We start from the raw sequence: 22617 nt of genomic DNA, 5'->3' as shown, positions 1-22617 counted from the left end.
CCTCAGGCGCGCGGATGTGCGTGGCGGTAGACGTCCATGAGGTGGGCGGCGTCGACCGCCGTGTAGATCTGGGTCGAGGACAGGCTGGCATGGCCGAGCAGTTCCTGCAGCGTCCTCAGATCGGCGCCGCGGCCGAGCAGGTGGGTGGCGAAGCTGTGGCGGAGCGCGTGCGGAGTCGCCCGTTCCGACAGGCCGAGCGTGCGCCGCGCCTTCCGCACCGCGCGCCGGACGATCTCACCGCGCAGCGGCCCGCCGCGAGCGCCGCGGAACAGAGGCAGGTCCGGGGACGGGGCATAGGGACAGAGAGCGAGATAGGTCTCGATAGCCTCCCTGACCGGAGCGAGCAGTGGCACGATCCGGGTCTTGGCGCGCTTGCCGGTCACCCGGAGCGCGTCGCCGAGCGGCAGCGCCGCTCCGTCGAGGCCGAGCGCCTCCGCGACCCGCAGGCCGGAGCCGTAGAGAAGGAGCAGGACCGCCTCGTCACGCGCCGCGATCCACGGCTGCGAGGCCTCCTCTCCCGCTTCCTCGGCCAACGCCACCGCCTCGTCGGGCGAGACGGGCCGAGGAACGCTGCGCGGCTTCTTCGGCCCCTTCACGCGCGGCACGGCCGCCTCGCGGCCCTGCTCGGCGGCGGCGAAGGCGAGGAAGCCGCGCACGGCGGAAAGTTCGCGCGCGGCCGAGGCGTTGCCGAGGCCGGCGGCTCGGCGGCGGGTCAGATAGGCCCGCAGATCCGAAGGCTTGAGCGCGACCAGCGTCGACGCATCGACGGCCTCGCCGAGATGCTCGCCCAGGAAGGCGATCAGCCGATGCGCGGTCGCGACATAAGCGCGCACGGTGTGTTCGGACCGGCGGCGCTCGCGGGAGAGATGCTCGTGCCAGCGCAGGGCGAGCGCTGCGGCAGGATGGGAAATCAGGGTATCAGCCACCGGCCCATGCAGCGGGTGAGGACGCGCCCGAGGAAGATGAGCAGCTCGGAGCCGTGGCGGGTATCGAAATGCTGCGCCCCGCGCTGGCCGAGCGCGAGGACGCCGTTGGGCAGAGGCGGCTCGCTCGCCAGCCGGATCAGGGCCTCGGCGCGGATCAGCTCGCAGGCCGGCCCGAACAGCGGATGGCCGCGCTCGACGCCGCGCAGCAGGACGCCGTCGAGCTCCGCCACCGATCGCTCGATCAGCCGCGGATTGACGAACTGGAGACCGGAGGCATCGGCGCGAACCCCGGTCTCGCCGGCCCACAAGGCCACGGCGACGGCGTCCAGGCCGAGTATCTGCGGCCATTCCTGGGTGACGATATGAATGAGATGGTCGAGCCCCTCCGCCTCGATGGCGGCGAGCACCGCTTCGTGGATGGAGGCGACGGCGCCCGAATGACCGCGGGCGAAGGCGATGAGGTCCTGATTGGCCTCCTCCGCCGCCGCGACCCTGGCGCGAAGATTCGCCAAGGCCCGATCCTCGAAGCTGATCACCCGTCCCATGACCGGGAACCTAATACGGATATGGTTAAGAAGCGATGCTCTTTTCCCTCGCGCGGGGGCGGCCTGATCAACCGGGCAGGGCGAAGACGTCGCAGTCGCCGGCCGAGCCGCCCGCCCCCCGCCTCGTGGCCGAGGGACTGTCGTAGACGACCAGCAGCTCCCGACCTGCCTCGTCCCAGAGCGCCAGGCCTTCGGGATGGTCGTCGCCGACGCCATGAGGAAGATCGAGCAGGCGTTGCGGGCGATGCAAACGCACCACGGTGTCGTTGCAGGCTTCATCCAGCGCCCAGCCTGGCCAGCGATAGAGGGCGCAGGGGCCGTCGAGTCCGGTGGTCGGGCCGGCCAGGATGAGGAGATCATCGCCGCGGCGCTTGAGATCGCGAATCCCCAATCCCGCCAGTTCCAGGAGCCGCTTGAACGGCTTGCCGCACAGCTTGATGCGGCCGGACCGGCCGACGCGGAAGCGCAGCTCGAGCATGAGCGCATGGCTTGCGATGACCGGCCCCCGCATTCCGAGCGCGATCCTGTCCCCGCAAATGGCGATGCCCTCTATGTCGACGCCCCCTTCCTTGGCCGGGAGGCGCGTGAATGGCTTGAGCAGCGGATCCTTGTGCAGACGCCTGGCCAGCCGGCTCCCCTTCCTCCCCTGCCGGACCATTCCGGCCCGCCGGACGCCGTCCGATCGGACCGGCCGCCATCCTGCCGGAGTGGTGACCAGCGGCAGGCGCGCGAGCAGGCAGCGCGGCCGGGTGTCGCGAAGATCCGCCAGCAACTCGAGGTCGATGCGCTCGCCTTCCTGCTTCCCCGGCTTGCGGCGGGTGCGGGCATGGCTTCCGACCAGCCAGAGAAAGCGATCGTCGTCGACGGCCAGGCCCTCGATGTCCGCCTCCTCGTCGGGATCGGCGAGGTCGAGCAGGCTGCCCAGGGCGATGGACGAATGGTCCACCGCCTTTTCGCCCACGATTCGAAACAGCTCGATCCTCGCCGACTCGTCGCCGGCGAGGAACAGGGTGTCGCCGATCCGGGTCGCGGCGGATAGGCTGGCCAGGGGCTCCTCCCCGTCGTCACGGCATTGCAGCGCGACGGTCGACACGGGCTTGGCGGGGCGGGATGCCATGGCGGCCGAACCGGCGGGTCGGAGCGGAGTTCCGGCATGTTGCGCCTCGCCGGATCGGGGGAAAGCCAGCGAGGACCGGATCCTAGACCGGATGGTGATCTGATGGCATCAGATCATCCGGTCTAGGGGCTTGATATGTCGCGATTTCCTAACCGCCGGACGATCCCATCCGACTAGACATCGCTAATGCTGAACCGCAGTCACCGGATCGAAGAGGCCGGCGCTGGCCAGCTCGCGCTCGGCCTGGGTGAAGCCGTAAGCGGGCACCACCTCGCCTTCCCGGTCGGAGACCTCCTTCCAGCGGCGCACCAATTCCTCGCCCGCCTCCGCGCCGGCGCCGATATGGCACCCCGGCGACAGGGTGATCGAAGCGCGGGCGAAATGGCCGGCGCCGGCGCACAGGATCGCCCGCGTCGGCGCCTCCTCGCCGACCAAGGCGAGCAAGGCCGGGCTCACCAGGGCCGGATCGAGCGCGGCGAGGCTCTCATCGGAGAGCACGCCCCGGGTCATCTGGGTCGCCGCCGTCGGCGCAAGGCAGTTGACCCGGATGCCGTATTTCTCGCCCTCGAGCGCCAGCGTCTGCATCAGTCCGACCAGCGCCATCTTGGCGGCGCCGTAATTGGACTGGCCGAAATTGCCGTACAGGCCCGACGAGGAGGTGGTCATCACCACCCGCCCGTAATTCTGCGCGCGCATCTGCTCCCAGACCGCCTTGGTGCAGATGGCGGCGCCCATGAGATGGACCTCCACGACCAGCCGGAAATCGTCGAGGCTCATCTTGGCGAAGGTCCGGTCGCGAAGGATTCCGGCATTGTTGACCAGGATGTCGATCCGGCCCCATCGGTCCAGGGTGCGCTCGGCCATCGACGCCACCCCGTCCTCGTCGGTGACCGAGGCGGCGAAGGCGATCGCCTCACCGCCCGCCGAACGGATTTCCTCGGCCACCCGCTCGGCGGGTTCGCTGGACAGGTCGTTCACGACCACATGGGCGCCCTTGCGCGCGAGGTAGAGAGCGTGGGAGCGACCGAGTCCGCTTCCAGCGCCGGTGACGATGGCGATACGTCCGTCGAGGGTCATGAACCTGCCTTTCCCGAAGTCTGCAAAGATTAACTGGCTAGCGAGTGAATGTCTTTGCGTCGAGAGGGATATAGCGGCCCCCGCCGCGGCGATCAGTCGCGCGAGGGTCCGTCGGGCGCGCAGATCTCGAGGAGGCCGGCGGCCATGAAGGTGGCCATCCGTTCCTTCACCGCGGCGAAATCGTCCGAGCGGCACAGGCCGCCGGACAGCCGGTCGATGCGGCCGGTGCGAGCCAGGGTCAGCATCAGCGCACCGGTGACGAAATGATAGCCCCAGAAGATATCCTCCTCGGCACAGCCGGGAAGCGCCTTCTTCAGCAATCCGATCAACTTCAGCACGACCGGGTCGAAATGGGTATCCATCATCTCGGCGCCCCATTCCGGCGCATTGGCGACCTGGGCGCCGAGCGCGGCATAATTGCGCCAGCCCTCCCCGCCCTCGATGTAGAGATCCAGATCGGTATCGAGGAAGGCCCGCAATGCGCCTTCGACGGTGGGCCGCCCGCCGGTCGCTTCGTCGTAATCGTCGAGTGCCTTCATCCGCCGTTCGCTGGTGACGACGGCGCGGCGGGCGAAGACCGCGTCGAAAAGCTTTTTCTTGTCCTCGAAATAGTAATTGAGCAGCGTGTGGTGGACGCCGACGCGCTTGGCGACGTCCTTGAGCGTGACGCCGTAGAGTCCGTGTCTGGAGAACAGATATTCGGCGGCGTCGAGGATCTGCTCCATCGTCTCGGCACGTTGCTCGGCCTTGGTACGACGAGGCTTTTTCACTTCAGCAGGCAAGTAGGGGCCTTTCGCCGACGGTGACGGGTGCTCTGCCATCGTCGCGGACGCCGCCGCGGTCAACCGCTGTCGGTCAAAGGAATCCGTCGGCAGGCCGGCGGGCCGACAGGCGTCGCCGCGAAATTCGCCCATTCAGGCCCTCGGGCGGGCCTCTGCCTCGCGACCGAGCGCGCGCGCCAAGGCCAGGAAGAGGAAGATGGCGAGGAAGTAGAAGGGGACGAGCGTGTAGAAGGCCATTTGCAGGCTGTGATCGGGATAGGAGTCCCGGAACGCGTCGCTCGCCGCCCCCACCCATGTCGGCCCGAGACCGAGCCCGATGAGATTCATCACCAGCAGCAGGAGTGCGCCGGCGAGCACGCGCTGGTTGGGCCGCACGGCTTCCTGCACCAGGGCGACCGCCGGCGAGAGGTAGAAATAATTGAGGCCGGTGGGCAGCGCGAGCAGAAGAAGCGCGAGCGGCCAGGTCGGCGCCCAGACGAATCCGACGAAGAAGGGCACCGCGAGAGTGAGGCCGATCGCCGGGATATAGGCATAGCCGCGGCGGTCGTGGCGGACCCAACGGTCGGTCAGCCGGCCGGAGATGTACATGCCGGCGCTGACGGTGATCCCGACCAGGAGGGCATACCAGATCGCAATCTCGCTCAAGGTCATCCCTTTCTCCCGCATCAGGAAGAGCGTGGTGAAATTGAGCGACCCGTATGTGATGAACTGGGTGGCGCCGCAGGCGAGCGACACGAGCAGCAGCACGGGGCGGGTGAAGAACATCCGACAGGTGAGCCAGAAGCGGGCCGGCGCTTCCTCCGCAACAGGAAGCGCTTCTGGGAGTGGGCCCACCGGCATCGCGGCGACCGGGGCCGCATCGAGGCGGCCGCGCCGCGGCTCGCGCACGAACAGAAGGACGATGACGGCGGCGCCGATACCGACCGCGCCCAAAGAGATGAAGGCGTCGCGCCAGCTATAGGCGGCGGCGATCGATGCGCCGAAGGCGACGCCCAACGCCTGGCCGATCGGCGGCCCGAGATTGTAGAGGCCGAGCGCCGTGCCCCGTGTCCCAGGCGGAAAATAGTCCGAGATGATCGCGTAGGAGGGCGGCACGCCGCCCGCCTCGCCCAGGCCGACGGTCATCCGCGCCACTGCGAGCTCCGGATAGTTTCGCGACAGGCCGCAGGCGACCGTCGCAGCGCTCCACAAGGCGCAGGCGAAGGCGAGCACCTTCACCCGGTTGGTTCGGTCGGCCAGAAAGGCGACCGGGATCGACACCAGGCAGTAGAATAAGGCGAAATAGAGCCCGCTGATCAGCCCGAGCTGGCCGTCGGTGACGCCGAGATCGTCCTGGATCGGCTTGGCGAGGATCGACAGAAGCTGGCGATCAAGGAAGTTGAGGACGTAGACGAAGCAGAGGATGGCAAGGACCGTCCACGCTCTCCGGTCCGGCCGGGCGGGCCGGGAAGCGGCGATCGGCCGATCTGCGGCCACGTCGGTCATCGGCCCCGTCCCCCCCAGATGCGGCCGGTCTCGGCCCCGACCGAGTCGGGTGGAAGATTCGTCATCCGTCCCTCTCCGCGGCGCCGATCGTGAATGCCGGTGCCTGCATGACGAAGCTGCACCGCCCGTCGCTAACTGTCAATGCTCACTCACGTGCGTGTGAGTTAAGTGATGAGGATTGATGGGCGCTCGTCAATCGCGCCCGGGTGCGAGGGCACGCAGCTGCACCCGGCTGAGCAAAGGCGCGTCCAGCTCGAAACGCCGGGCGGGTACTGCGTCGCGGCTGACGCTTCTCAGCTCGACGCCGTCGATTGAGATGGGGATTCCCCGTGCCCTAGTCTCGCGCATGAGCCGGAGGAAGTCGTCCGGATGCGCGAGGACGGCGAGCATCGGCCGGTCGGAGGCGTCGAGCGCGGCAACCGCGATGTCGCGCAGGTCCGTCAGGCCCGGATCGTCCGAGACGACGATCTCATGGCTGATGCCGGGCGGCTGGGCCGGATCGATCTGCCAGACCGCCCCTTGCCATGCGCCGACAGCGCGCGCTCCCTCCCAGCGAGCGACATAGCGTCCTGCGTCGGGCTGCCCGCTCAGCGCCCGGCTTCGACCATATGCTGGCGGATCTCGGCGCCGACGGCGAGATAATCTTCGAGCCGCGCCGCCACCCGCTCTCCGGATGGCGACGGAAAGACGAGGAATGTCGCGCCATCGCGGACGATGACCACCCGGCCGCGCCCATCCTCGACCCGCAACCGCTCCGGGGACCTCGATGATAAGGCTGTTACTTGGATCGTCGGCGGCGGCGTAACGCAAAGTGGCATCCCCCGCCTCGGCAGCGACCGCGAGTGCGGCGAACGACAAAGCCCCTTCTCCACCAGGCCCGTCCCATCTCCAGCGCCCCCCCGAGAAACCATCGTAGCATTCCTCCTGGGAGCGGGCAAAATTCGCGAGCGCGAAACCCGCCCGTTCCTGGCGCGACACTGCACGCCGGCACCAAAATGCGTGCGCACCGGCTCCGCGGCCCGACAGTCGTCTAAAATGATCCTGTGTACACGCTCTTGCCGCCGAGACCTGCAACCGTCGGCCAGCCGATCGGCCGCGCCTTCCACGCCTTCGCCGGCAGGGGGCTACTCGCGTGTGCGTGTGGAACCGGTGCGACGGACCGAGCAGCGCCATGACCGACGCCGCCCGTCTCCACTGGCGCGCGATCGTCGCGCCGGCGCTCCTGGTCCTCGTGCTGCTCGGCGGACTGGTCGGCGCCGTGCTGCACGCGTCGGCGACCGGTTCCGACGAGGCGGCCCTCCAGCGTCAGACGGCTCTGGTCGCGGTGGCGGTGCGCCAGGGTCTTGCGAGGGTGCGCAAGGACCAGGAGGCATCCACCAATTGGGACGACGCGGTAGTCCGCCTGCGCCAGGAGCCTCTGGATCTCGACTGGATCGATCAGAATCTCGGGATCTGGTTCCACGACTTCTACAAGATCGACGAGGCCTATGTGATAGACGGCCGCAATCGCGCCGTCTACGCGATGAGAAGCGGGCGCCGCGTCGACGCGGCGGCGTTCCGCGAAATCGCCAACCACGCCCTCCCGCTCGCCGCGGAGCTCCGCGGACGGATCGCCCGCGGCGAGGAACAGCCGGAGGGTTCAACCGAGCTGACGCTCGGCGCCTACGATATTCTGGTCATCCGCAACCGACCGGTCCTCGTGAGCATCAAGCCGATCGTCTCGGAAACGGGCGCGATCGCGCAGGCGCCGGCAACGGAAAGGCTACACGTCAGCCTGCGCTACGTCGATGGCAGCTTCCTCTCGGAGATCGCATCGAACTACGGGATCGAGGGCGCGGATTTCCAATGGGTATCGCATGGGCCAGCTTCGCTGCCCCTGCGCAATCGCGCCGGTGCGGTGATCGGCCACGTCAACTGGCAGGCATTCCGCCCCGGCGCCGAGGTGGCCCGGCGGATGGTCCCGGTTCTGCTCCTCGTCCTGGCGCTCATCGGCAGCGGCTTCGTCTTCCTGCTCACCCGTATCCTGCGCAGCCGCCTCGAGCTGGAGGCGAGCCGCGCCCAGGCCCAGCACCTCGCCTTCCACGACGCACTCACCGGGTTGCCCAACCGGGCGCGCTTCGAAGACCGCCTCGACCTGGCGCTTGCCGGCGTCCGGCGCGGCAACCATGTCGCTGTCGCGCTCCTCGATCTCGACAGGTTCAAGCATGTCAATGACACGCTCGGCCACCTTGCCGGCGATGCGCTGATTCGGGAATTCGGCCGGCGGTTGGGCGGCCTGGTGCGCGGCAGCGACACCGTCTGCCGCCTCGGCGGCGATGAGTTCGCGCTGCTGCTTCCCGACGTCGCCGTCGCTGCGGACGTCGAAGCGCTCTGCGAACGGATTCTCGAAGCGGTCAGGAAGCCGTTCAGGGTCCTCGGCTCAAATGCCCATGTCGGCGTCAGCATCGGCATCGTCTTCGCGCCCGAAGCCGGCACGGACCGCAACGAGCTCCTGCGCAAGGCGGACATCGCTCTCTACCGGGCCAAGGACGAGGGGCGCGACCGCTACCGGCTGTTCCGGCCGGAAATGGATGCTACCGTGAGGCTGCGCAGCAGTGTCGAGGAGGATTTGCGGCGTGCCCTCGATGAGGGAGGCGAGCTCGCCGTCCATTACCAGCCGCAATTCTCCGCGTCCGGCAACGCGATGGTCGGTGTCGAGGCGCTGGTGCGGTGGCATCATCCTACGCGCGGCCTGATCTCCCCAGAGCAGTTCATTCCCATCGCCGAGACGACAGGGCTGATCACCCGGCTCGGCGAGTGGGTGGTGCGCCAGGCCTGCATCGCGTCCCGACGCTGGCCCGACCTCGTCATGGCGGTCAACCTGTCGCCGATGCAGTTCCGGGCGGCGGATTTCTATGACCGGCTGATGGCCATCGTCGACGAGACCGGTGCCGACAGCGGGCGGCTGCAGCTCGAAGTTACCGAAGGGGTGCTGCTCGACGATGACGAGCTGGTGCGGACGACGCTCATGCGGCTTCGCGCCGCCGGCTTCACCGTCGCTCTCGACGATTTCGGTACCGGCTATTCGTCACTGAGCTATCTGCGCAAGTTCGAGGTCGACAAGATCAAGATCGATCGCAGCTTCATTCACGCACTCGGCCAGACCGTGGATTCGGCTGCCATCGTCACCGCCGTGCTCGCCCTCGCCCGGGCGATGAAGCTCAGCGTCACCGCCGAGGGCGTCGAGACCCAGGAGCAGCTCCGCTTCCTCCAGTCGGCCGGGTGCAACGAGCTGCAGGGCTTCCTGTTCGCGCCGGCGCTCACCGCCGACAATCTCGACGCGATGCTTTCCGGCCGGCCGTTCGTGGCCGCAGCCTGACCCGTCCCTCTTCCCCGGAAATTCTCGAATGCGACCCTCGCCTTTCATCCTGCTCGCCTGCGTCGCCGTCGCCGCGGTACCCACGCCGGGGCGCGCCGCCGAAGGATCGTCGCTGACCCTGTCCTACGAGGCGACCCTCGTTTCGGATTACCGCTTCAGGGGCCTTTCACTGACCGATCGCGGGCCGGCGGCGCAGGGTGGACTGAGCGTGGCTCATGCATCGGGCCTCTATGCCGGGCTCTGGAGCTCGACGATCCAGGAGCCCGGCGAGGAGACCGACCTCGAGATCGACCTCAGCGGCGGATATGCGGCCGAGCTCGGAGCCGTCGGGCTCGACGCAAGAGCGACCTGGTACGTCTATCCGTCCGATCCGGCCCTTGACTATGTCGAGGCGGGGCTGGTCCTGTCCTCGACGTTCGGGCCTGCGAGCCCCAGCGTCGGCGTCGATTATGTGCCGGCCCAAGGCGTCACCCGTGACGAAGCCGGCCGCGCCCACGACAATCTCTACGCCTATGCCGCGATCGACTATGCCTTGGGCGGAACACCGATCACCCTGCACGGACGAGTCGGCCGCGAGACCGGCGCCTTCGACCTCGACGACCGAGGCGGGAAATGGGATTGGGAGGCAGGCGCGCGCCTCGACGCGGGCGGCCTCGAATTCGCCTTGTCCTATGTCGACAGCGACGCCCGCTACCCGGATCCACGCGGCCGCAATCCGGCCGGAGCGGCCGTGGTGGCCTCGATCACGCTGGCGCGCTGAACGGACGCGGCGATGGGCGTAGAAGGCGTGTCCGATTGCGCATCCCGCCTCGGAAGGGCAGGCTTGCTCACGGAGGCGCCATGATCCTGACCCTGTTCATCGCCGTCGCGACGGCAGCGCCGCTGCCGGATTGTCCGATCGATCGCGCCGTGTACCGGCTCAATGGGGCGCCCCAATTCACCGCCGGCTTCGCACGTCAGGACAGGCGCAAGCAATTGGGCTCCGACCTCGCCTTGTGGCTGAGGACGCCGGAGCATCTCTACTGGTTCTCGCTCGGCTCGCCGAACGGCTATGGCGGCACCTATCTCGCGCCGGACATCGATCCGCGCCGGGCGGCGCGCATGGACGATGACGAGGAGCGCGACACGGCCGAACGTATCGAGGCCGCGGACATGCCTCCCCTGCCGTTCGATGCGTTTAGGGCCGACCTCTCCACCGCGGACGGACCGCCGCAAACCAGCGATCCGGCGCCCGCGCTCCTCTTCGCCCGCGGCCTTGGCCCCGCTTTGTGGTATGACTGGACACGGGCCGCGGCCGGAGACCCGCGCGCGGTCCAGGAATCCATGCCGATCGGCCTGTTCGAGCCGGCCGGATGCGACGGGCCGCCGCCGGAGCGCTGACGCCGCTGCGACCGGCTGAAAGGCTGAGCGTCGGCCTCAGCGGGCGACGAGCTCGCGCAGCTGGTCGCGGCTCAACAGCGGCTCATTGAGCTCGAACCGGCCGGCGGGGATCGGATCGCGGCTGACGCTCTGCAGATCGAGGCCGTCGACGGAGATGGGCATGCCACGCGCCATCGTCTCGCGGCTCAGGCGCAAATACTCGCCGGGGAATACCAGCACCGCGCGGGTCGGCTGTTCGAAAGCCTCGAAACCGTCGACCGCGACGCGCTGGACGTCGGCCAGCGCCGGATCGGTGGAGACGACGATTTCCTGGGTAACGCCCGGCGCCTCGACGGGATCGATCGACCAGGTGGTGCCCTGCCAGGCCCCCACGGTGCGCGGCTCACCCTGCCGGACGGCGTAGCGTTCCACATCCGGACCCTCAGTCATCGCGCCGGCGGCGACCATCCGTTCCCGCACCTCTGCGCCGACGGCGAGATAGTCCTCGAGACGAGCCGCGGCGCGGCCGCCGGATGGCGGCAGAAAGACGATCAACGTCTCGTCGCCTCGAACCAGAACGAGACGGCCGCGGCCATCCTCGATCCGCATCCGTCCGTCGGAAGCCGCCTGGATGACGAGGCTGTCCTGGGGATTATCGGGAACCGCATAACGCAAGGTGGTGTCGGCCGCGTCGGCCTCCCCGCAGCCCGGCAGGACCGCCAGGCTCAAGGCCGCCATCATCGTCCACAACGCCCGCATCGGCTCGCTCCCCCCGACCCCGCGTCCGGACGAAGCTTAACGGCAGAGCCCGCCAATGCGCAAGAGGACGGCAGATGCCTTCGAATGCCGGCCTTGTCGCGGGGACAAACGTCTCTCAGCCGATCTTCTGTCCCGTCTTCTCCCAATCGGCCAGGAACGCCTTGAGGCCATTGTCGGTGAGCGGGTGCTTGAAGAGCTGGCGGATCACGCCCGGCGGCGCCGTCATGACGTCGGCGCCGAGCTTGGCGGCGTCGTGGACGTGAATCGGATTGCGCACGCTGGCGACGAGGATCTCCGTCGGGAAATCGTAATTGTCGTAGATGAGGCGGATGTCGGCGATCAGTTCCATGCCGGGGTAGCCGACATCGTCGTGGCGGCCGACGAAGGGCGAGATGAAGGTCGCCCCGGCCTTGGCGGCGAGCAGAGCCTGGTTGGCCGAGAAGCACAGGGTGACGTTGACCATGGTGCCGTCGGCGGTGAGCTTGCGGCAGGTCTTGAGGCCATCGACGGTGAGCGGCACCTTGACCGCGATATTGTCGGCGATCTTCCGGAGCACCTCGGCCTCGCGCATCATCTCGTCATGCTCGAGCGCGACTACCTCGGCCGAGACCGGTCCGGGGACGATCCGGCAGATCTCGGCGACGACCTCGAGGAAATCGCGGCCGGCCTTGTGGATCAGGCTGGGATTGGTGGTGACGCCGTCGAGCAGGCCGGTCTCGGCCAAGTCCCGAATTTCGGCGGTGTCGGCGGTGTCGACGAAGAATTTCATTTGCGCCATGCCCCTTGGGGAAGTGAGGATTCGCCGGTCTTGTAGCCATGGCGGCAGGCAGGCGCGAGTCACGGCGGGCGGGATGACGGCGATCGACACGAGCAAGAACGGACTCCACGGCGCGATCTGGGCAATCGCGCTGCCGTCGATGCTGACCAACGTCGCCACCGCCCTGTTCGGGCTCGCCGACCTGTGGGTGATCGGTCAGCTCGGCGATGCGCCGGCTCAGGCCGGGGTCGAGCTCGGCGCCAAATTCATGATGGGCCTGCTAATCGTCTTCAACTTCCTGCGCACCGGCACCATCGCCCTCACCGCCCAGGCCGCCGGCCGCGCCGACGATGCCGCGCAGGCCGCTGCCCTGGTCCGGTCGATCGGGGCGGCGTTGCTCATCGGCGCGGGGCTGCTCGCGCTCATGCCGCTGGCGATACCGGCCGGGCTGGAATTGCTCCATGCCCGGGGCGAGGTCGCCCAGGCGGCTTCGGTCTATGTCGGCATCCGCTATTGGGGCGGGCTGCTCTGGCTCACCAATGCCGTGCTGGTCGGGTGGCTGATCGGACGGCGTCGCGTTCGCGAGGTGCTGGTCATCGAGGTGGTCGCGAACCTGCTCCACATCGCGCTCGACCTCCTGTTCGTGCTCGGCTTCGGTTGGGGGGTCGCCGGAGTGGCGGCCGCCACCCTGCTATCCGAGGCGCTCAAGCTCGCGGCCGCCGCAGCGGTGGCCGCACGCGAACCGCCGGCGGCGCTCGCTCTGGCTCTGGCGCGGCGGCGCGAGACCTGGAGCCGAGCCGCGCTCGGCGAGCTGTTCCGGCTCAACCGCGACCTGTTCCTTCGCACCGTCCTGCTGACCGGCGCCATTCTCATGCTCGTCCGCGACGGCGCCCATGAAGGCCCGATCGTGCTGGCCGCCAACGGTATCCTCTACCAGCTGTTCATCCTCTCGGCGCTCATCCTCGACGGCTTCGAGAGTTCGGCCCAGGTGCTGTGCGGCGAGGCCGTCGGCGCCCGCGACCGTCGGCGCTTCGACCGCCTGGTTCCAGCACTTCTCCTCTGGGGAATCGGGTTCGGCGCCTTCGTCAGCGCGATCTATGCCGTCGCCGGCGGTCCCTTCGCGGCCAGCTTCAGCACCGATGCCGAGGTGTCGGCGACCACGCTCCGCTACCTTCCCTGGGCCATCCTCCTCCCCCTGCTCGGCGCCGCCTCCTACGTGTTCGACGGCATCTTCATCGGCGCGACCTGGACCCGGGCGATGCTGGTCACCATGGCCGCCGCCTTTGCCCTGTACGCCCTGCTGCTGCTCATCACCGGCCCGCTCGGGAATGACGGATTGTGGCTGGCTTTCAGCTTGTTCCTCGTCGCCCGTGCCGCAGGCCAGGCGCTGATGCTACCGGGGCAGAAGCGGCTGACATTTGCCTGAGACGCTTCCGCGGCTGGATCAGTTCACCCGCGGCGCCGCATAGACGCCGGAAGCATCGATGAAGCGTATGCCGGTCGCCGGTCCGCTCGCCCCGAGATCGAAGGCGATCCGCGCATCGCGGCGGCGGGAATGCGTGAACTCACCTCCGAGCGACGGGATGAGCGTCGCCGGCTGGCCGCCGACGGTCGTCCAGCTCAGCCGGTTGCCGGTGAGCGCGACGATCACCCGGTTGCCGCCCAGCTCGTAGGTGCCGGTGAGGCGGGCGAGATATTCCGGATCGCTGAGCCGGGCTTCGGGCTGGCGCGCGAAGGTGACGGTGCCGAGCGCCGGCTCCATCACCGTCTGCAGACCCGATATCCGTCCATAGCCGTCCATCATGAACTGCAGCCGCGCGTCGAGCAGCAGGTGGACCGGATCGGTCGTCGTCGCATCGAACACGTCATAGTGGAAATGCTCGATCGGGCTCGAATCATCGTTGTAGCGGGCGGTCAGGCCTGCACCGGCCTGCCCGATGGCGATGGGGCCGTAGCCGGGATGGGTATAAGTCCCGGAGAAATCGGCCAGGGCATGGCTGGGCCGCGTGCCGGCGACGCGGCTCGCGCCGCGATTGGCGCGGCCGGCCACGTCGCTCGCTTCCCCGGCGCGCTTTCGCGCAAGCGCCTCGCCGACCCAGTCGCGGCCGCTCTCGCCGAGCAGGCGATCCATGATCGCCCAGGTGAGCGCGTCGCGAAGCTCCGAGCCGCCGTGATTGACCAGCACGGTGACGCCGAGGCGCTCGCTCGGCATCAGCGCCACCAGGGTGCTGGTACCGGGAAGGTTGCCGCCATGTTGGACGACCTGGCGGCCGCGATAGATGTCGGTGAACCAGCCAAGGCCGTAGCCGATCGGCACGCGCTCCGGATCGCGGACCGTCGCGCCGAGGGGCATGTGGGTGGCATGCATGTCGGCGAGCGTCGCGGGCTGGACGATCTGGCGCCCCTGGAAGCGCCCCTGCTCGAGATGGACGAGCATCCAGTTGGCGAGATCGTCGACGTTCGAATAGACGCCGCCGGCCGGATTGAGGATCGCCGTGTTCCGGAAGATCGGCACGGTCACCATCCGGCCGTTCAGCACCTCTCGTCCGGCCGCGTGGTTCGGATCGCGCCGCGCCCGCTCCGGCGAGAAGGTGGTCCGGTCCATGCGCAGAGGCTGGAAGACTCGCCGCTCGGTAAACTCCTCCCAACTGCCGTCGGTCATCCGGTCGACGGCCAGGCCGGACAGGATGAACATGATATTGTTGTACTGGAAGCGGGTGCGCATCGGCGCGCTGAAATCGAGCGCGGGCATGCGGGCGATCAGATCGTCCCGCGTCATCGCGTCATGATGGTACCAGACGGCATCGTGCCTGGGCATGCCCGAGCGATGCGACAGCATGTCGCGCAAGGTCAGCCCCTGTGTGGCGGCGGGGTCGGCGGCGCGAAGCTCGGGAATGTAGGTGGTGACCGGCGCGTCGAAGCTCATCCGCCCTTCGTCGACGAGCAGGCCCGCACCGAAACTGGTGAATGCCTTGGACATGGACGCGATCGGGAAGATGGTATCGGCGTTCATCGGCGCATCGGCGTCGGGGTTGCGCACGCCATAGCCGCGAGCGAGGACCACCTCGCCGTCGCGGACGATCGCGACCGCGACGCCCGGCACCTGCCAGGCTTGCAACATCCCCGCGATCGCGTCGTCGAAGCCGGCCAGCGCCTGTTCCGCCGAAGGACGCGCCGCGGCCGTCGAGGCCGATGCCTGCGCGGGCGCGCTCTGGGCAAGGCACGGAAGGGGCGAGAGAAGGAGCAGCAAAGCGGCGGCGGCGTGGAACCGGGTCATGCGGAAATCCCCCTTGTGCGATCGAGGGAAGCTGCAGCAATCCCGCGCCGGCCGCAATGGACCAGCAGGCCGTGGCGCCGCGCTCAGCCTTCGATCACCTCGAAATGAACGATCCGCGCTCCAACTCGAGCAGCAATGCGGCATCGAAATCGTGCTAGTTCGCCTTTGTCGAGGTCGTTGCCGGCGAAGCGGCGAATGGCGGCGTCGTCTTCTCACGGGGCGAACATTGAGACAGGGACGATTTCGCCGTCCCGCCGGTGCAGGCACCAGGCGCCGCGATTGCCCTCCGTGGAACGATGATCGGGGAGGCCGACCTCGGCCATCAGCCGCAGTTAGTCCCCGGATCTCGCGGCCGCAATCCAGCCGTGGCAGCGTCTCGAGATCATGCCCGATCCTTCCCGCCTTCCGATTTGCGCGGCAATCACGATATGGGCCAGTCCGATGGACAATTCCCGCTCCCGTGCCCGCGTGATCCTCTTGAACGCCGCCTTGGGCCCGCTCGACTATCGCGTGCCGCACGGGATGGCGGCCGAACCCGGTTCGGTCGTGATCGCGCCGCTCGGCCCGCGCCAGGTGGTCGGCGTGGTTTGGGAGCCGGATCGCGCCGTCACCGAGGAAGTGGGCGACAATCGGCTGCGTCCGCTGCTCCACGCCTACGACCTGCCTCCGCTCGGCGACGCCCTGCGCCGGCTGATCGAGTGGACGTCGGATTATTATCTGGCGCCGCTCGGCGCGGTGCTTCGCATGGCCCTACCGTCGACGAGCGCGCTCGAGGGCGCCCGCTCCGTCACCGAATATCGCGCCACCGGGCGGGTGCCGGAGCGGCTGACGCCGCAACGCGCCCAGGCACTGGAGCGGATCGGCGAACGGATGGGCTTCATCCGTGAACTCGCCATCGTCGGCGGCGTCTCCGACGCGGTCGTGCGCGGCCTGGTCAAGGCCGGCGCGATCGAGCCGGTCGAGGTGGCGATCGACGCCCCCTATCCCGAGCCGGACCCGGACCACGCCCCGCCGGCGCTCGCCGCCGACCAGGACGAGGCCGCCCGACGCCTCCGCGAAGCGGTCGGCGCCGGCGCCTTCGCGCCGTTCCTGCTCGACGGGGTCACCGGTTCGGGCAAGACCGAAGTCTATTTCGAGGCCATCGCCGAGGCCCTTCGCCGCGGCCGCCAGACCCTCGTCCTCCTCCCCGAGATCGCGCTGACCGAGCCCTTCCTGAAGCGCTTCGCCGCCCGCTTCGGCACCGATCCGGTCGCCTGGCATTCAGGGCTGAGGCAGTCGCAGCGCCGGCGCGCCTGGCGGGCGATCGCGGCTGGCGACGCGCGCGTCGTCGTCGGCGCCCGCTCCTCTCTATTCCTCCCCTATCGGGACCTCGGCCTCATCGTCGTCGACGAGGCGCACGAGGCCAGCTTCAAGCAGGAAGACGGCGTCCAATATCATGCCCGCGACGTCGCGGTGATGCGCGCCAAGCTGGAAGCGATCCCAGTCGTGCTCGCGTCGGCGACCCCTGCGATCGAGACCCGGCACATGGTGGAATCCGGGACCTATGGCGAGCTGCGCCTGGCCGACCGGTTCGGCGGCGCCCGCCTGCCCGACATGGCGGCGCTCGACCTCATCCAGGATCCACCGCCGCGCGGCCGCTGGCTCGCGCCGGCGTTGACGGAGGAGCTTCAGGCGAATCTCGAAGCCGGCGAGCAGAGCCTGCTCTTTCTCAACCGCCGGGGCTATGCGCCGCTCACCTTGTGCCGCCATTGCGGCTATCGCTTCCAATGCCCCAATTGCACCGCCTGGATGGTCGAGCATCGCTTCACGCGGCGCCTGGCCTGCCACCATTGCGGTCATGTCATGCCGGCGCCGCAAGCCTGTCCCGAGTGCAAGGAAGAAGACAGCCTGGTCGCCTGCGGCCCGGGCGTCGAGCGGATCGCCGACGAGGTCCAGTCGCTCTTCCCCGAAGCCCGCACCGCCGTCGTCACCTCCGACACGATCTGGTCGCCGGCCAAGGCCGCCGAATTCGTCGCGCGAATGGAGGCGGGCGAGATCGACATCGTCATCGGCACCCAGCTCGTCACCAAGGGCTATCACTTTCCCAATCTCACCCTGGTCGGAGTCGTCGATGCCGATCTCGGCCTGTCCGGGGGGGATTTGCGCGCCGCCGAACGGACCTTCCAGCAGATCCAGCAGGTTTCGGGACGCGCCGGCCGCGGCGAGAAGCCCGGCCGGGTGCTCGTCCAGACCCACGATCCTTCGGCTGCAGTGATCGAGGCGTTGGTGAGCGGCGACACCGAGGGATTCTACGCCGCCGAGACGGAGGCGCGGCGGGAGGCGGGCATGCCGCCCTTCGGCCGGCTGGCGGCGATCATCGTCAGTTCCGAGAACCAGGCGGAGGCGACCGAAACGGCGCGCCTGATCGGCCGGACCGCCCCGAGCGCCGAGAATATGGCCGTGTTCGGCCCCGCGCCGGCGCCGCTCGCCATGCTGCGCGGCCGACACCGGCTGCGCCTCCTCGTTCACGCCGCCCGCTCGGTGCCGGTCCAGGACATCATTCGCGAGTGGCTGGGAAGCCTCGAATGGCCGAGGAGCGTCCGTGTCGCGGTCGACGTGGACCCCTATTCGTTCCTGTAGCGAGAGGCTCTTCTTCGCCACGATCCGCGCCCGAGCTTGCCAGCGACGGCCCGGCGGACATAGTTCCGCCCGACTCTTCGGGAGACTCGGACGGGCGATGGCAAGATTGCTGGCATTCCTCGCGGCGCTGCTCGTGCTGGCATCCCCCGCACGCGCCGACGACATCTCGGCCGCCGGCCGGGGAGTCGTGCGGGTGGTCGTGATGGCCTTCGAGGATGGCGAGCCGGTCGATTTCGGCCATGGCAGCGGCTTCGCCGTGGCCGCCAACCGGGTGGTGACCAACGCCCATGTCGTCGCCCTCGCCGCCCAGGATCCGAAGGCACTTTCGGTGGTGGTCGGCGTCGTCCCATCCGAAGGCGCGCAGGCCTATCGCGCCCGCGTCGTCGCCGCCGACCCGGCGCGCGACCTCGCTTTGCTCGAGTTCGAGCAGGGATCGCTGCCGCCGCTCGCCCTCTATACCGGCCCCCTCGACGACGGCAGCGGAGTCGCCGCCCTGGGCTATCCCGGCAACGTCGATCTCGCCACCGCCCAGTCCGCCGGCGACTATATCGTGCCGCTGCCACCGACCCGTTCCGCCGGCATCTTCTCCAATGTCCGGCCGATCAACGGCATCACCACCCTGCTCCACACGGCCAACATCGCCCGCGGCCATAGCGGCGGTCCCCTGCTCGATCCGTGTGGACGGGTGATCGGCGTCAACACGCTCATCACCCGCAACCAGGAAGGCGATTCGCCCTTCGCCTTCGCCGTCGCCAATCGCGAGCTCACCGCCTTCCTCCGTCAGGCAGGCCAGGCCTTTCAGGCGACCGCCGCGCCCTGCGTCAGCATGAGCGAGCGGCTCCGCGAGGACGAGGCGCGCGCGGAGGCCGAAGCGAGGGCGCAGCGCGAGGCCCGGGCGACGCGCGAGCGCCAGGCGCGCGAGCTGGCGCTGGCCCGGGTGGAGGAGAGCCGCGAGACGCGCCTCGGCATTTCGGCGCTCCTGCTCGTCCTGTCGCTGCTCGCCTTCGGCGGAGCCGGTATCCTGATCATCAAGAACCGGCAGCGTCCGGCGATCTTCCTCGGCGCCGGCGGCGGGCTGCTGCTGATCGCCGCGATCATCGTCTTCTTCACGCGGCCGAGCCTGGAGGACGCCACCGCCGCGCAGGCGGCCGCCGTGGATGCCGACGCGGCGTCGGCGAGCGCTACGGGATTCGTGGGACGCAATCTGTGCGAGCTGGTGCCCGAGCGCAGCCGAGTCACCGCCTCGTCGAGCGATCCCGTCCCGCTCGAATGGAGCGAGGGTGGCTGCGTCAACCAGCGCACCCAATATGCGCGCAATGGCGACGTCTGGACGCGGGTCCTCGTCCCCGCCTCCGAGCAGGCCGTATCGGTGCTCCAGTTCAGTCCCTCGAGCGGCGAATATGTCGTCACGCGCTACCAGCTCGGCGCCCAACGGATGGCGCGGGTTCGCGAGCTGCGCCGCGGAGTCGACGTCAAGTCCTGCACGGCCAATGCCGAGGCGCGGACGGTCCTGGCCGACCAGCTCCGCGAGATAGGCGAGCTGCTCCCGGAGCTGCCCAACGAGCGGCTCGTCTATCGCTGCCGCAACCAGGGCGCGGCTTCGGCGGAGGGCGCGCCGAAAGCCGGCACCGGCAGCTGACGGACGGCCGGCCTCACCCGTCCCGCTTCCACCCTTCCCTCTCGAGCAGCTTGGCCTTGCGATCGAGACCATAAGCATAGCCGCCGGGCGTGCCGTCACCGCGGCGGGCGCGGTGGCAGGGGATCAGCACCGCGACATTGTTGGCGCCGCAGGCCGTGCCGACCGCCCGCACCGCGCGCGGACGGCCTGCCTTCGCCGCGAGCGCGGCGTAGCTCAGGCTCTGGCCGGGCGGGATTCGCGACAGTTCGCGCCACACCGCTTCCTGAAAGGCGGTGCCACGCACGTCGAGCGGCAGGTCGTGCGGCCGTTCCGGCGCATTCACCGCCGCGGCCGTGCGCGCGATCAGATCCGCCATGGCGGGACCGGCGGGCTCGATCCGGGCGTTGGGGAAGCGCCGGCGCAGCTCGGCCTCGTCCTCGTCGAAGGAGAGGCGGCAGATACCCTTCTCGGTCGCCGCCACCAGCATCCGGCCGAGGTCGGTCTCGGCGGTCGCCCAGTGGATGGTCTCGCCGCGGCCGCCGTCGCGCCACGCCGAGGGAGTCATTCCCAGCCGACCTTTGGCGTCGGCATAGAAGCGCGCCGGTCCGGAATAGCCGGCATCGTAGATGGCGTCGGTGATCCGGCCATTCTCGGCCAGCGCCGCCTCGGTCCGGCGGGCTCGCAGGTTGCGGTAGTAGGCCGCTGCCGTGACGCCGGTGGCGCGCTTGAACAGGCGGTGGAAATGGTGGGGCGAGTAGCCGGCGGCCGCGGCCAGGACCTCGAGCGAGGGCGTCTCCTCCGCCTCGGCGAGCAGCCGCAGCACCCGTTCGAGCGCCGCCGCCTCGCGCGTGACCTCGTCGGGCCGGCAGCGAAGGCAGGGGCGGAGCCCCGCGGCCCGCGCCTCCTCGCCGGTGGCGAAGAAGCGGACATTCTCGCGCTTGGGATGCCGCGCCGCACAGGACGGCCGGCAATAGATGCCGGTGGTGAGGACGCCGGTGACGAAGCGGCCGTCCTGGCTGCGATCGCGCGCCATCACGGCGGCCCAGGCCGCCTCGTCGGGCACAAGTCGGGAATCGTTCACCGCCCGAGCCTGAGGGCGCGCCGGCAGGGATGCAAGGGTAGCCATGGTTCAGTTCCTTTCGATGCGGGCGAGGAAGCAGCCGTAGGCGGCGTTGTGGCCGTGGATCTCCGCCACCTCGGGACGATCGAGAAGCTCGCGGATGCGCGAATCGGCTTCGCCGGGCATGGCGAGCAGGCCGCCGCGCAGCATGCCCTCGCGATCGAAGGCGCGAAGGCCAAGCGTGCGGCGGTCGAGAGCAAGGGGCACCTCGTCCTCGTAGGCGGCTGCCGTTTCCGCCGCTTCACGCACGTAGATGGCGTAAGCCGTGTGGAACGGCGTCGGCGCATCTTGCGAGACATGGTTGACGAGCAGCAGCGATTCGCCGGACGCGGCATCCTCGAACGTCACCCGGCAGGGATAGCCGGTGGGCGAGTCGGCGGTGACGCGGCAGGCATGGCGCTCGGCCAGCTCGACCTCGCTCATCGCGAAGAATGGCCGGAAAGGCTCGGGCGCCAAGCCCTGGATCCGGTAGGTCATGTCGGTTCCTTCCTCGAACGGTGGAGCCGTCCTGGCGGAAATCGCCTGGCGCTGCGTCCCGTGCTTTGCTGTCAAAGCAGGATCGATTCCGGATGGACCGGTGCCGGCGCTCGCGGGGCGGGCGATGACGCCCGAGCCGGCGCAGCTGGCCGAAATTCAGGCGCTCGATCCGGCCCGCCATGGCGCCATCCGCACGGCGACGAGCGCCGACGAGAGGGTGGCCGGCGCGGCCACGCCCGTGGCGGCCGCCGCCGAGGATCAGGCTAGCCCCACCAATCCTCGCCCGGCTCCAGTCCGGCCAGCGTGCGAAGCGGGACCATATCCTCCAGCTCCATGTCCGGCGCCATCAGCAGGATCGGGCGACGCGGCGGCAGGAACCAGAGCAGGATATCCACCATCAGGCTCGCCGGCTGGTCGGGCGGAAAGTCGCTCTCCGGGCGCCCGATCATCAGCGCCCGCCCCGGCCGCATACGCGGATCGGCGACGAACAGCACCCGCGGGTCCTCGAGACCCCAGATCTCCTCGAGATAGCTGCCCATCGCCCGGGCCGCGTAAGGCGGAAGAAAATCGGGCCTCGGAACGGCCAGGGGCATCTCACCGGGCTCGTCGACGCGGACAGTCCGCCGAATCCCGACCTCCTCCACGACCTCGCTCCCCTCGGGAAGGGGCCGGTGATGACTTTCGATGTCGATCGGATCGCCTTCGCTCGAATCATATTCGACGATGCTCAGCAGGCGGCCGAAGGGCACGACATAGGCCGGTTGGTCGACGGGGTCCTCGCGACCCGCATAGAAAGCGACGCCCCAGCCGCGCTCGAGGCAATCCTCAGCGACGTTGGCGAGGCATTGCGAGCGCAGGCCCGGCGAGGCGATGTCGAGACGCAGATAGGGGAAGCCGTCCGGTCCCTCGATCGCCATGGCGTGCGGCTGCCTCACGGCGGCCAGCCAGGCGAGCTCGATGAAGCGCTCGTTCCAGTCCGCGCCGCGCTCTTCCCGCGCCACGTCGAGGAGCTCGAGCAACGCGCGGTTGTCGCTGCGGTCGAACTGGCCCTGCTTCTCGAGTGGGAAGCGTTCGGCCGGCGCCGCCGGTCCGCGCCTGAAAAGGTCGAGCAGGCCCATATCGTCCCCCGTCCCAGCCTCTTCTGTGTACCCGATTTGTTTCGACTGTTCCACCCCATCCGGACCTCGAAGCGGGGACAGCCGCCGCCGCGGCGAACCGCGGAAATCGCCCGCTCCTCCGCCCGCCTTGCATCGCAGCAAAGCGCCTGCTACGGGCGCCGCGACCCATAGGGGAGCGCGCCTGCGCCCCTGCTCGAATGGGACGAAAATCCGATCCGGGAGT

At 69.1% G+C, this 22617-nt stretch carries 19 protein-coding genes; 6 read left to right on the top strand and 13 right to left on the bottom strand.

Annotation, left to right across the window (positions count from 1 at the left end; all coding sequences use genetic code 11):
* Window positions 1–2: 2 nt before the first annotated feature.
* From DDE10_RS06275 to DDE10_RS23350, 7 genes are all read right to left on the bottom strand, one after another.
* A complete protein-coding gene (locus DDE10_RS06275) occupies window positions 3–926 on the bottom strand; it encodes a tyrosine recombinase XerC (protein ID WP_284734478.1) in 924 nt (307 codons plus the stop codon).
* Window positions 911–1471, bottom strand: coding sequence for a DUF484 family protein (locus DDE10_RS23725; RefSeq protein WP_284734477.1), 561 nt, complete (start codon window positions 1469–1471; stop codon window positions 911–913). The genes DDE10_RS06275 and DDE10_RS23725 overlap by 16 nt, the downstream gene beginning before the upstream one ends.
* 67 nt (window positions 1472–1538) lie before the next feature.
* Window positions 1539–2588: a DUF3616 domain-containing protein gene (locus DDE10_RS06270; RefSeq protein ID WP_114951893.1), complete on the bottom strand. Its 1050-nt coding sequence runs from the start codon at window positions 2586–2588 to the stop codon at window positions 1539–1541.
* Between the two features lie 183 nt (window positions 2589–2771).
* Window positions 2772–3665, bottom strand: a complete 894-nt coding sequence (locus tag DDE10_RS06265; RefSeq protein ID WP_114951892.1) for an SDR family NAD(P)-dependent oxidoreductase — start codon at window positions 3663–3665, stop codon at window positions 2772–2774.
* 92 nt (window positions 3666–3757) lie between these two features.
* The gene (locus tag DDE10_RS06260; RefSeq protein WP_284734476.1) at window positions 3758–4435 is read right to left on the bottom strand and encodes a TetR/AcrR family transcriptional regulator; all 678 of its coding nucleotides are present in this window, start codon (window positions 4433–4435) and stop codon (window positions 3758–3760) included.
* Between the two features lie 144 nt (window positions 4436–4579).
* Window positions 4580–5932, bottom strand: coding sequence for a spinster family MFS transporter (locus DDE10_RS06255; RefSeq protein WP_114951890.1), 1353 nt, complete (start codon window positions 5930–5932; stop codon window positions 4580–4582).
* Between the two features lie 192 nt (window positions 5933–6124).
* A complete protein-coding gene (locus DDE10_RS23350; RefSeq protein WP_162806381.1) occupies window positions 6125–6790 on the bottom strand; it encodes a hypothetical protein in 666 nt (221 codons plus the stop codon).
* 313 nt (window positions 6791–7103) lie between these two features.
* Between DDE10_RS23350 and DDE10_RS06245 the strand changes: the two genes are divergently transcribed.
* From DDE10_RS06245 to DDE10_RS06235, 3 genes are all read left to right on the top strand, one after another.
* Entirely contained in the window at window positions 7104–9290 is a 2187-nt protein-coding gene (locus DDE10_RS06245) for a putative bifunctional diguanylate cyclase/phosphodiesterase (protein ID WP_114951888.1), read from the top strand.
* Window positions 9291–9318: 28 nt separating this feature from the next.
* Entirely contained in the window at window positions 9319–10050 is a 732-nt protein-coding gene (locus DDE10_RS06240; protein WP_114951887.1) for a TorF family putative porin, read from the top strand.
* An 80-nt stretch (window positions 10051–10130) separates the two neighbouring features.
* Window positions 10131–10670 carry a hypothetical protein gene (locus DDE10_RS06235; RefSeq protein ID WP_114951886.1) on the top strand — a complete coding sequence of 180 codons (540 nt, stop codon included), beginning with the start codon at window positions 10131–10133 and terminating at the stop codon, window positions 10668–10670.
* A gap of 36 nt (window positions 10671–10706) precedes the next feature.
* On the opposite strand, the gene DDE10_RS06230 is transcribed toward DDE10_RS06235, so the two are convergent.
* Entirely contained in the window at window positions 10707–11408 is a 702-nt protein-coding gene (locus tag DDE10_RS06230; RefSeq protein ID WP_114951885.1) for a hypothetical protein, read from the bottom strand.
* A gap of 115 nt (window positions 11409–11523) precedes the next feature.
* Window positions 11524–12177, bottom strand: a complete 654-nt coding sequence (gene fsa, locus DDE10_RS06225) for a fructose-6-phosphate aldolase (RefSeq protein ID WP_114951884.1) — start codon at window positions 12175–12177, stop codon at window positions 11524–11526.
* Window positions 12178–12259: 82 nt separating this feature from the next.
* Here fsa and DDE10_RS06220 point away from each other — a divergent pair, with 82 nt between their 5' ends.
* Window positions 12260–13591, top strand: coding sequence for an MATE family efflux transporter (locus DDE10_RS06220; RefSeq protein ID WP_284734475.1), 1332 nt, complete (start codon window positions 12260–12262; stop codon window positions 13589–13591).
* An 18-nt stretch (window positions 13592–13609) separates the two neighbouring features.
* Here DDE10_RS06220 and DDE10_RS06215 read toward each other — a convergent pair whose 3' ends face one another.
* Window positions 13610–15442 (bottom strand): serine hydrolase, encoded by a 1833-nt coding sequence (locus tag DDE10_RS06215; protein WP_162806379.1) that lies wholly within the window; start codon window positions 15440–15442, stop codon window positions 13610–13612.
* A 441-nt stretch (window positions 15443–15883) separates the two neighbouring features.
* Here DDE10_RS06215 and DDE10_RS06210 point away from each other — a divergent pair, with 441 nt between their 5' ends.
* Together DDE10_RS06210 and DDE10_RS06205 are read left to right on the top strand one after the other, a co-directional pair.
* The gene (locus DDE10_RS06210) at window positions 15884–18061 is read left to right on the top strand and encodes a primosomal protein N' (protein WP_114951882.1); all 2178 of its coding nucleotides are present in this window, start codon (window positions 15884–15886) and stop codon (window positions 18059–18061) included.
* Window positions 18062–18158: 97 nt separating this feature from the next.
* Entirely contained in the window at window positions 18159–19700 is a 1542-nt protein-coding gene (locus tag DDE10_RS06205) for a S1C family serine protease (RefSeq protein WP_114951881.1), read from the top strand.
* Window positions 19701–19713: 13 nt separating this feature from the next.
* Here the strand turns inward: DDE10_RS06205 and ada are convergent, their stop codons facing one another.
* From ada to DDE10_RS06190, 3 genes are all read right to left on the bottom strand, one after another.
* A complete protein-coding gene (ada, locus tag DDE10_RS06200) occupies window positions 19714–20805 on the bottom strand; it encodes a bifunctional DNA-binding transcriptional regulator/O6-methylguanine-DNA methyltransferase Ada (RefSeq protein WP_114951880.1) in 1092 nt (363 codons plus the stop codon).
* Window positions 20806–20808: 3 nt separating this feature from the next.
* Window positions 20809–21276: a DUF1203 domain-containing protein gene (locus DDE10_RS06195; RefSeq protein ID WP_114951879.1), complete on the bottom strand. Its 468-nt coding sequence runs from the start codon at window positions 21274–21276 to the stop codon at window positions 20809–20811.
* A 263-nt stretch (window positions 21277–21539) separates the two neighbouring features.
* The gene (locus DDE10_RS06190) at window positions 21540–22394 is read right to left on the bottom strand and encodes a hypothetical protein (RefSeq protein ID WP_114951878.1); all 855 of its coding nucleotides are present in this window, start codon (window positions 22392–22394) and stop codon (window positions 21540–21542) included.
* Window positions 22395–22617: the final 223 nt, after the last annotated feature.

Origin of the sequence: Sphingosinicella terrae (assembly GCF_003347635.1) — a bacterium.
GTDB lineage: Bacteria > Pseudomonadota > Alphaproteobacteria > Sphingomonadales > Sphingomonadaceae > Allosphingosinicella > Allosphingosinicella terrae.
This window is presented reverse-complemented; position numbering and strand designations above follow the sequence as displayed.

What these genes read in the sequence shown, in the direction of transcription:
- DDE10_RS06190 (WP_114951878.1), bottom strand. Translation starts at nt 22,394, where the DNA reads ATGGGCCTGCTCGACCTTTTCAGGCGCGGACCGGCGGCGCCGGCCGAA.
- DDE10_RS06245 (WP_114951888.1), top strand. Translation starts at nt 7,104, where the DNA reads ATGACCGACGCCGCCCGTCTCCACTGGCGCGCGATCGTCGCGCCGGCG.
- DDE10_RS06235 (WP_114951886.1), top strand. Translation starts at nt 10,131, where the DNA reads ATGATCCTGACCCTGTTCATCGCCGTCGCGACGGCAGCGCCGCTGCCG.
- DDE10_RS06230 (WP_114951885.1), bottom strand. Translation starts at nt 11,408, where the DNA reads ATGCGGGCGTTGTGGACGATGATGGCGGCCTTGAGCCTGGCGGTCCTG.
- ada (WP_114951880.1), bottom strand. Translation starts at nt 20,805, where the DNA reads ATGGCTACCCTTGCATCCCTGCCGGCGCGCCCTCAGGCTCGGGCGGTG.
- DDE10_RS06240 (WP_114951887.1), top strand. Translation starts at nt 9,319, where the DNA reads ATGCGACCCTCGCCTTTCATCCTGCTCGCCTGCGTCGCCGTCGCCGCG.
- DDE10_RS06210 (WP_114951882.1), top strand. Translation starts at nt 15,884, where the DNA reads ATGGACAATTCCCGCTCCCGTGCCCGCGTGATCCTCTTGAACGCCGCC.
- DDE10_RS06220 (WP_284734475.1), top strand. Translation starts at nt 12,260, where the DNA reads ATGACGGCGATCGACACGAGCAAGAACGGACTCCACGGCGCGATCTGG.
- DDE10_RS06265 (WP_114951892.1), bottom strand. Translation starts at nt 3,665, where the DNA reads ATGACCCTCGACGGACGTATCGCCATCGTCACCGGCGCTGGAAGCGGA.
- DDE10_RS06195 (WP_114951879.1), bottom strand. Translation starts at nt 21,276, where the DNA reads ATGACCTACCGGATCCAGGGCTTGGCGCCCGAGCCTTTCCGGCCATTC.
- DDE10_RS23725 (WP_284734477.1), bottom strand. Translation starts at nt 1,471, where the DNA reads ATGGGACGGGTGATCAGCTTCGAGGATCGGGCCTTGGCGAATCTTCGC.
- DDE10_RS06205 (WP_114951881.1), top strand. Translation starts at nt 18,159, where the DNA reads ATGGCAAGATTGCTGGCATTCCTCGCGGCGCTGCTCGTGCTGGCATCC.
- DDE10_RS06255 (WP_114951890.1), bottom strand. Translation starts at nt 5,932, where the DNA reads ATGACCGACGTGGCCGCAGATCGGCCGATCGCCGCTTCCCGGCCCGCC.
- DDE10_RS06215 (WP_162806379.1), bottom strand. Translation starts at nt 15,442, where the DNA reads ATGACCCGGTTCCACGCCGCCGCCGCTTTGCTGCTCCTTCTCTCGCCC.
- fsa (WP_114951884.1), bottom strand. Translation starts at nt 12,177, where the DNA reads ATGAAATTCTTCGTCGACACCGCCGACACCGCCGAAATTCGGGACTTG.
- DDE10_RS06270 (WP_114951893.1), bottom strand. Translation starts at nt 2,588, where the DNA reads ATGGCATCCCGCCCCGCCAAGCCCGTGTCGACCGTCGCGCTGCAATGC.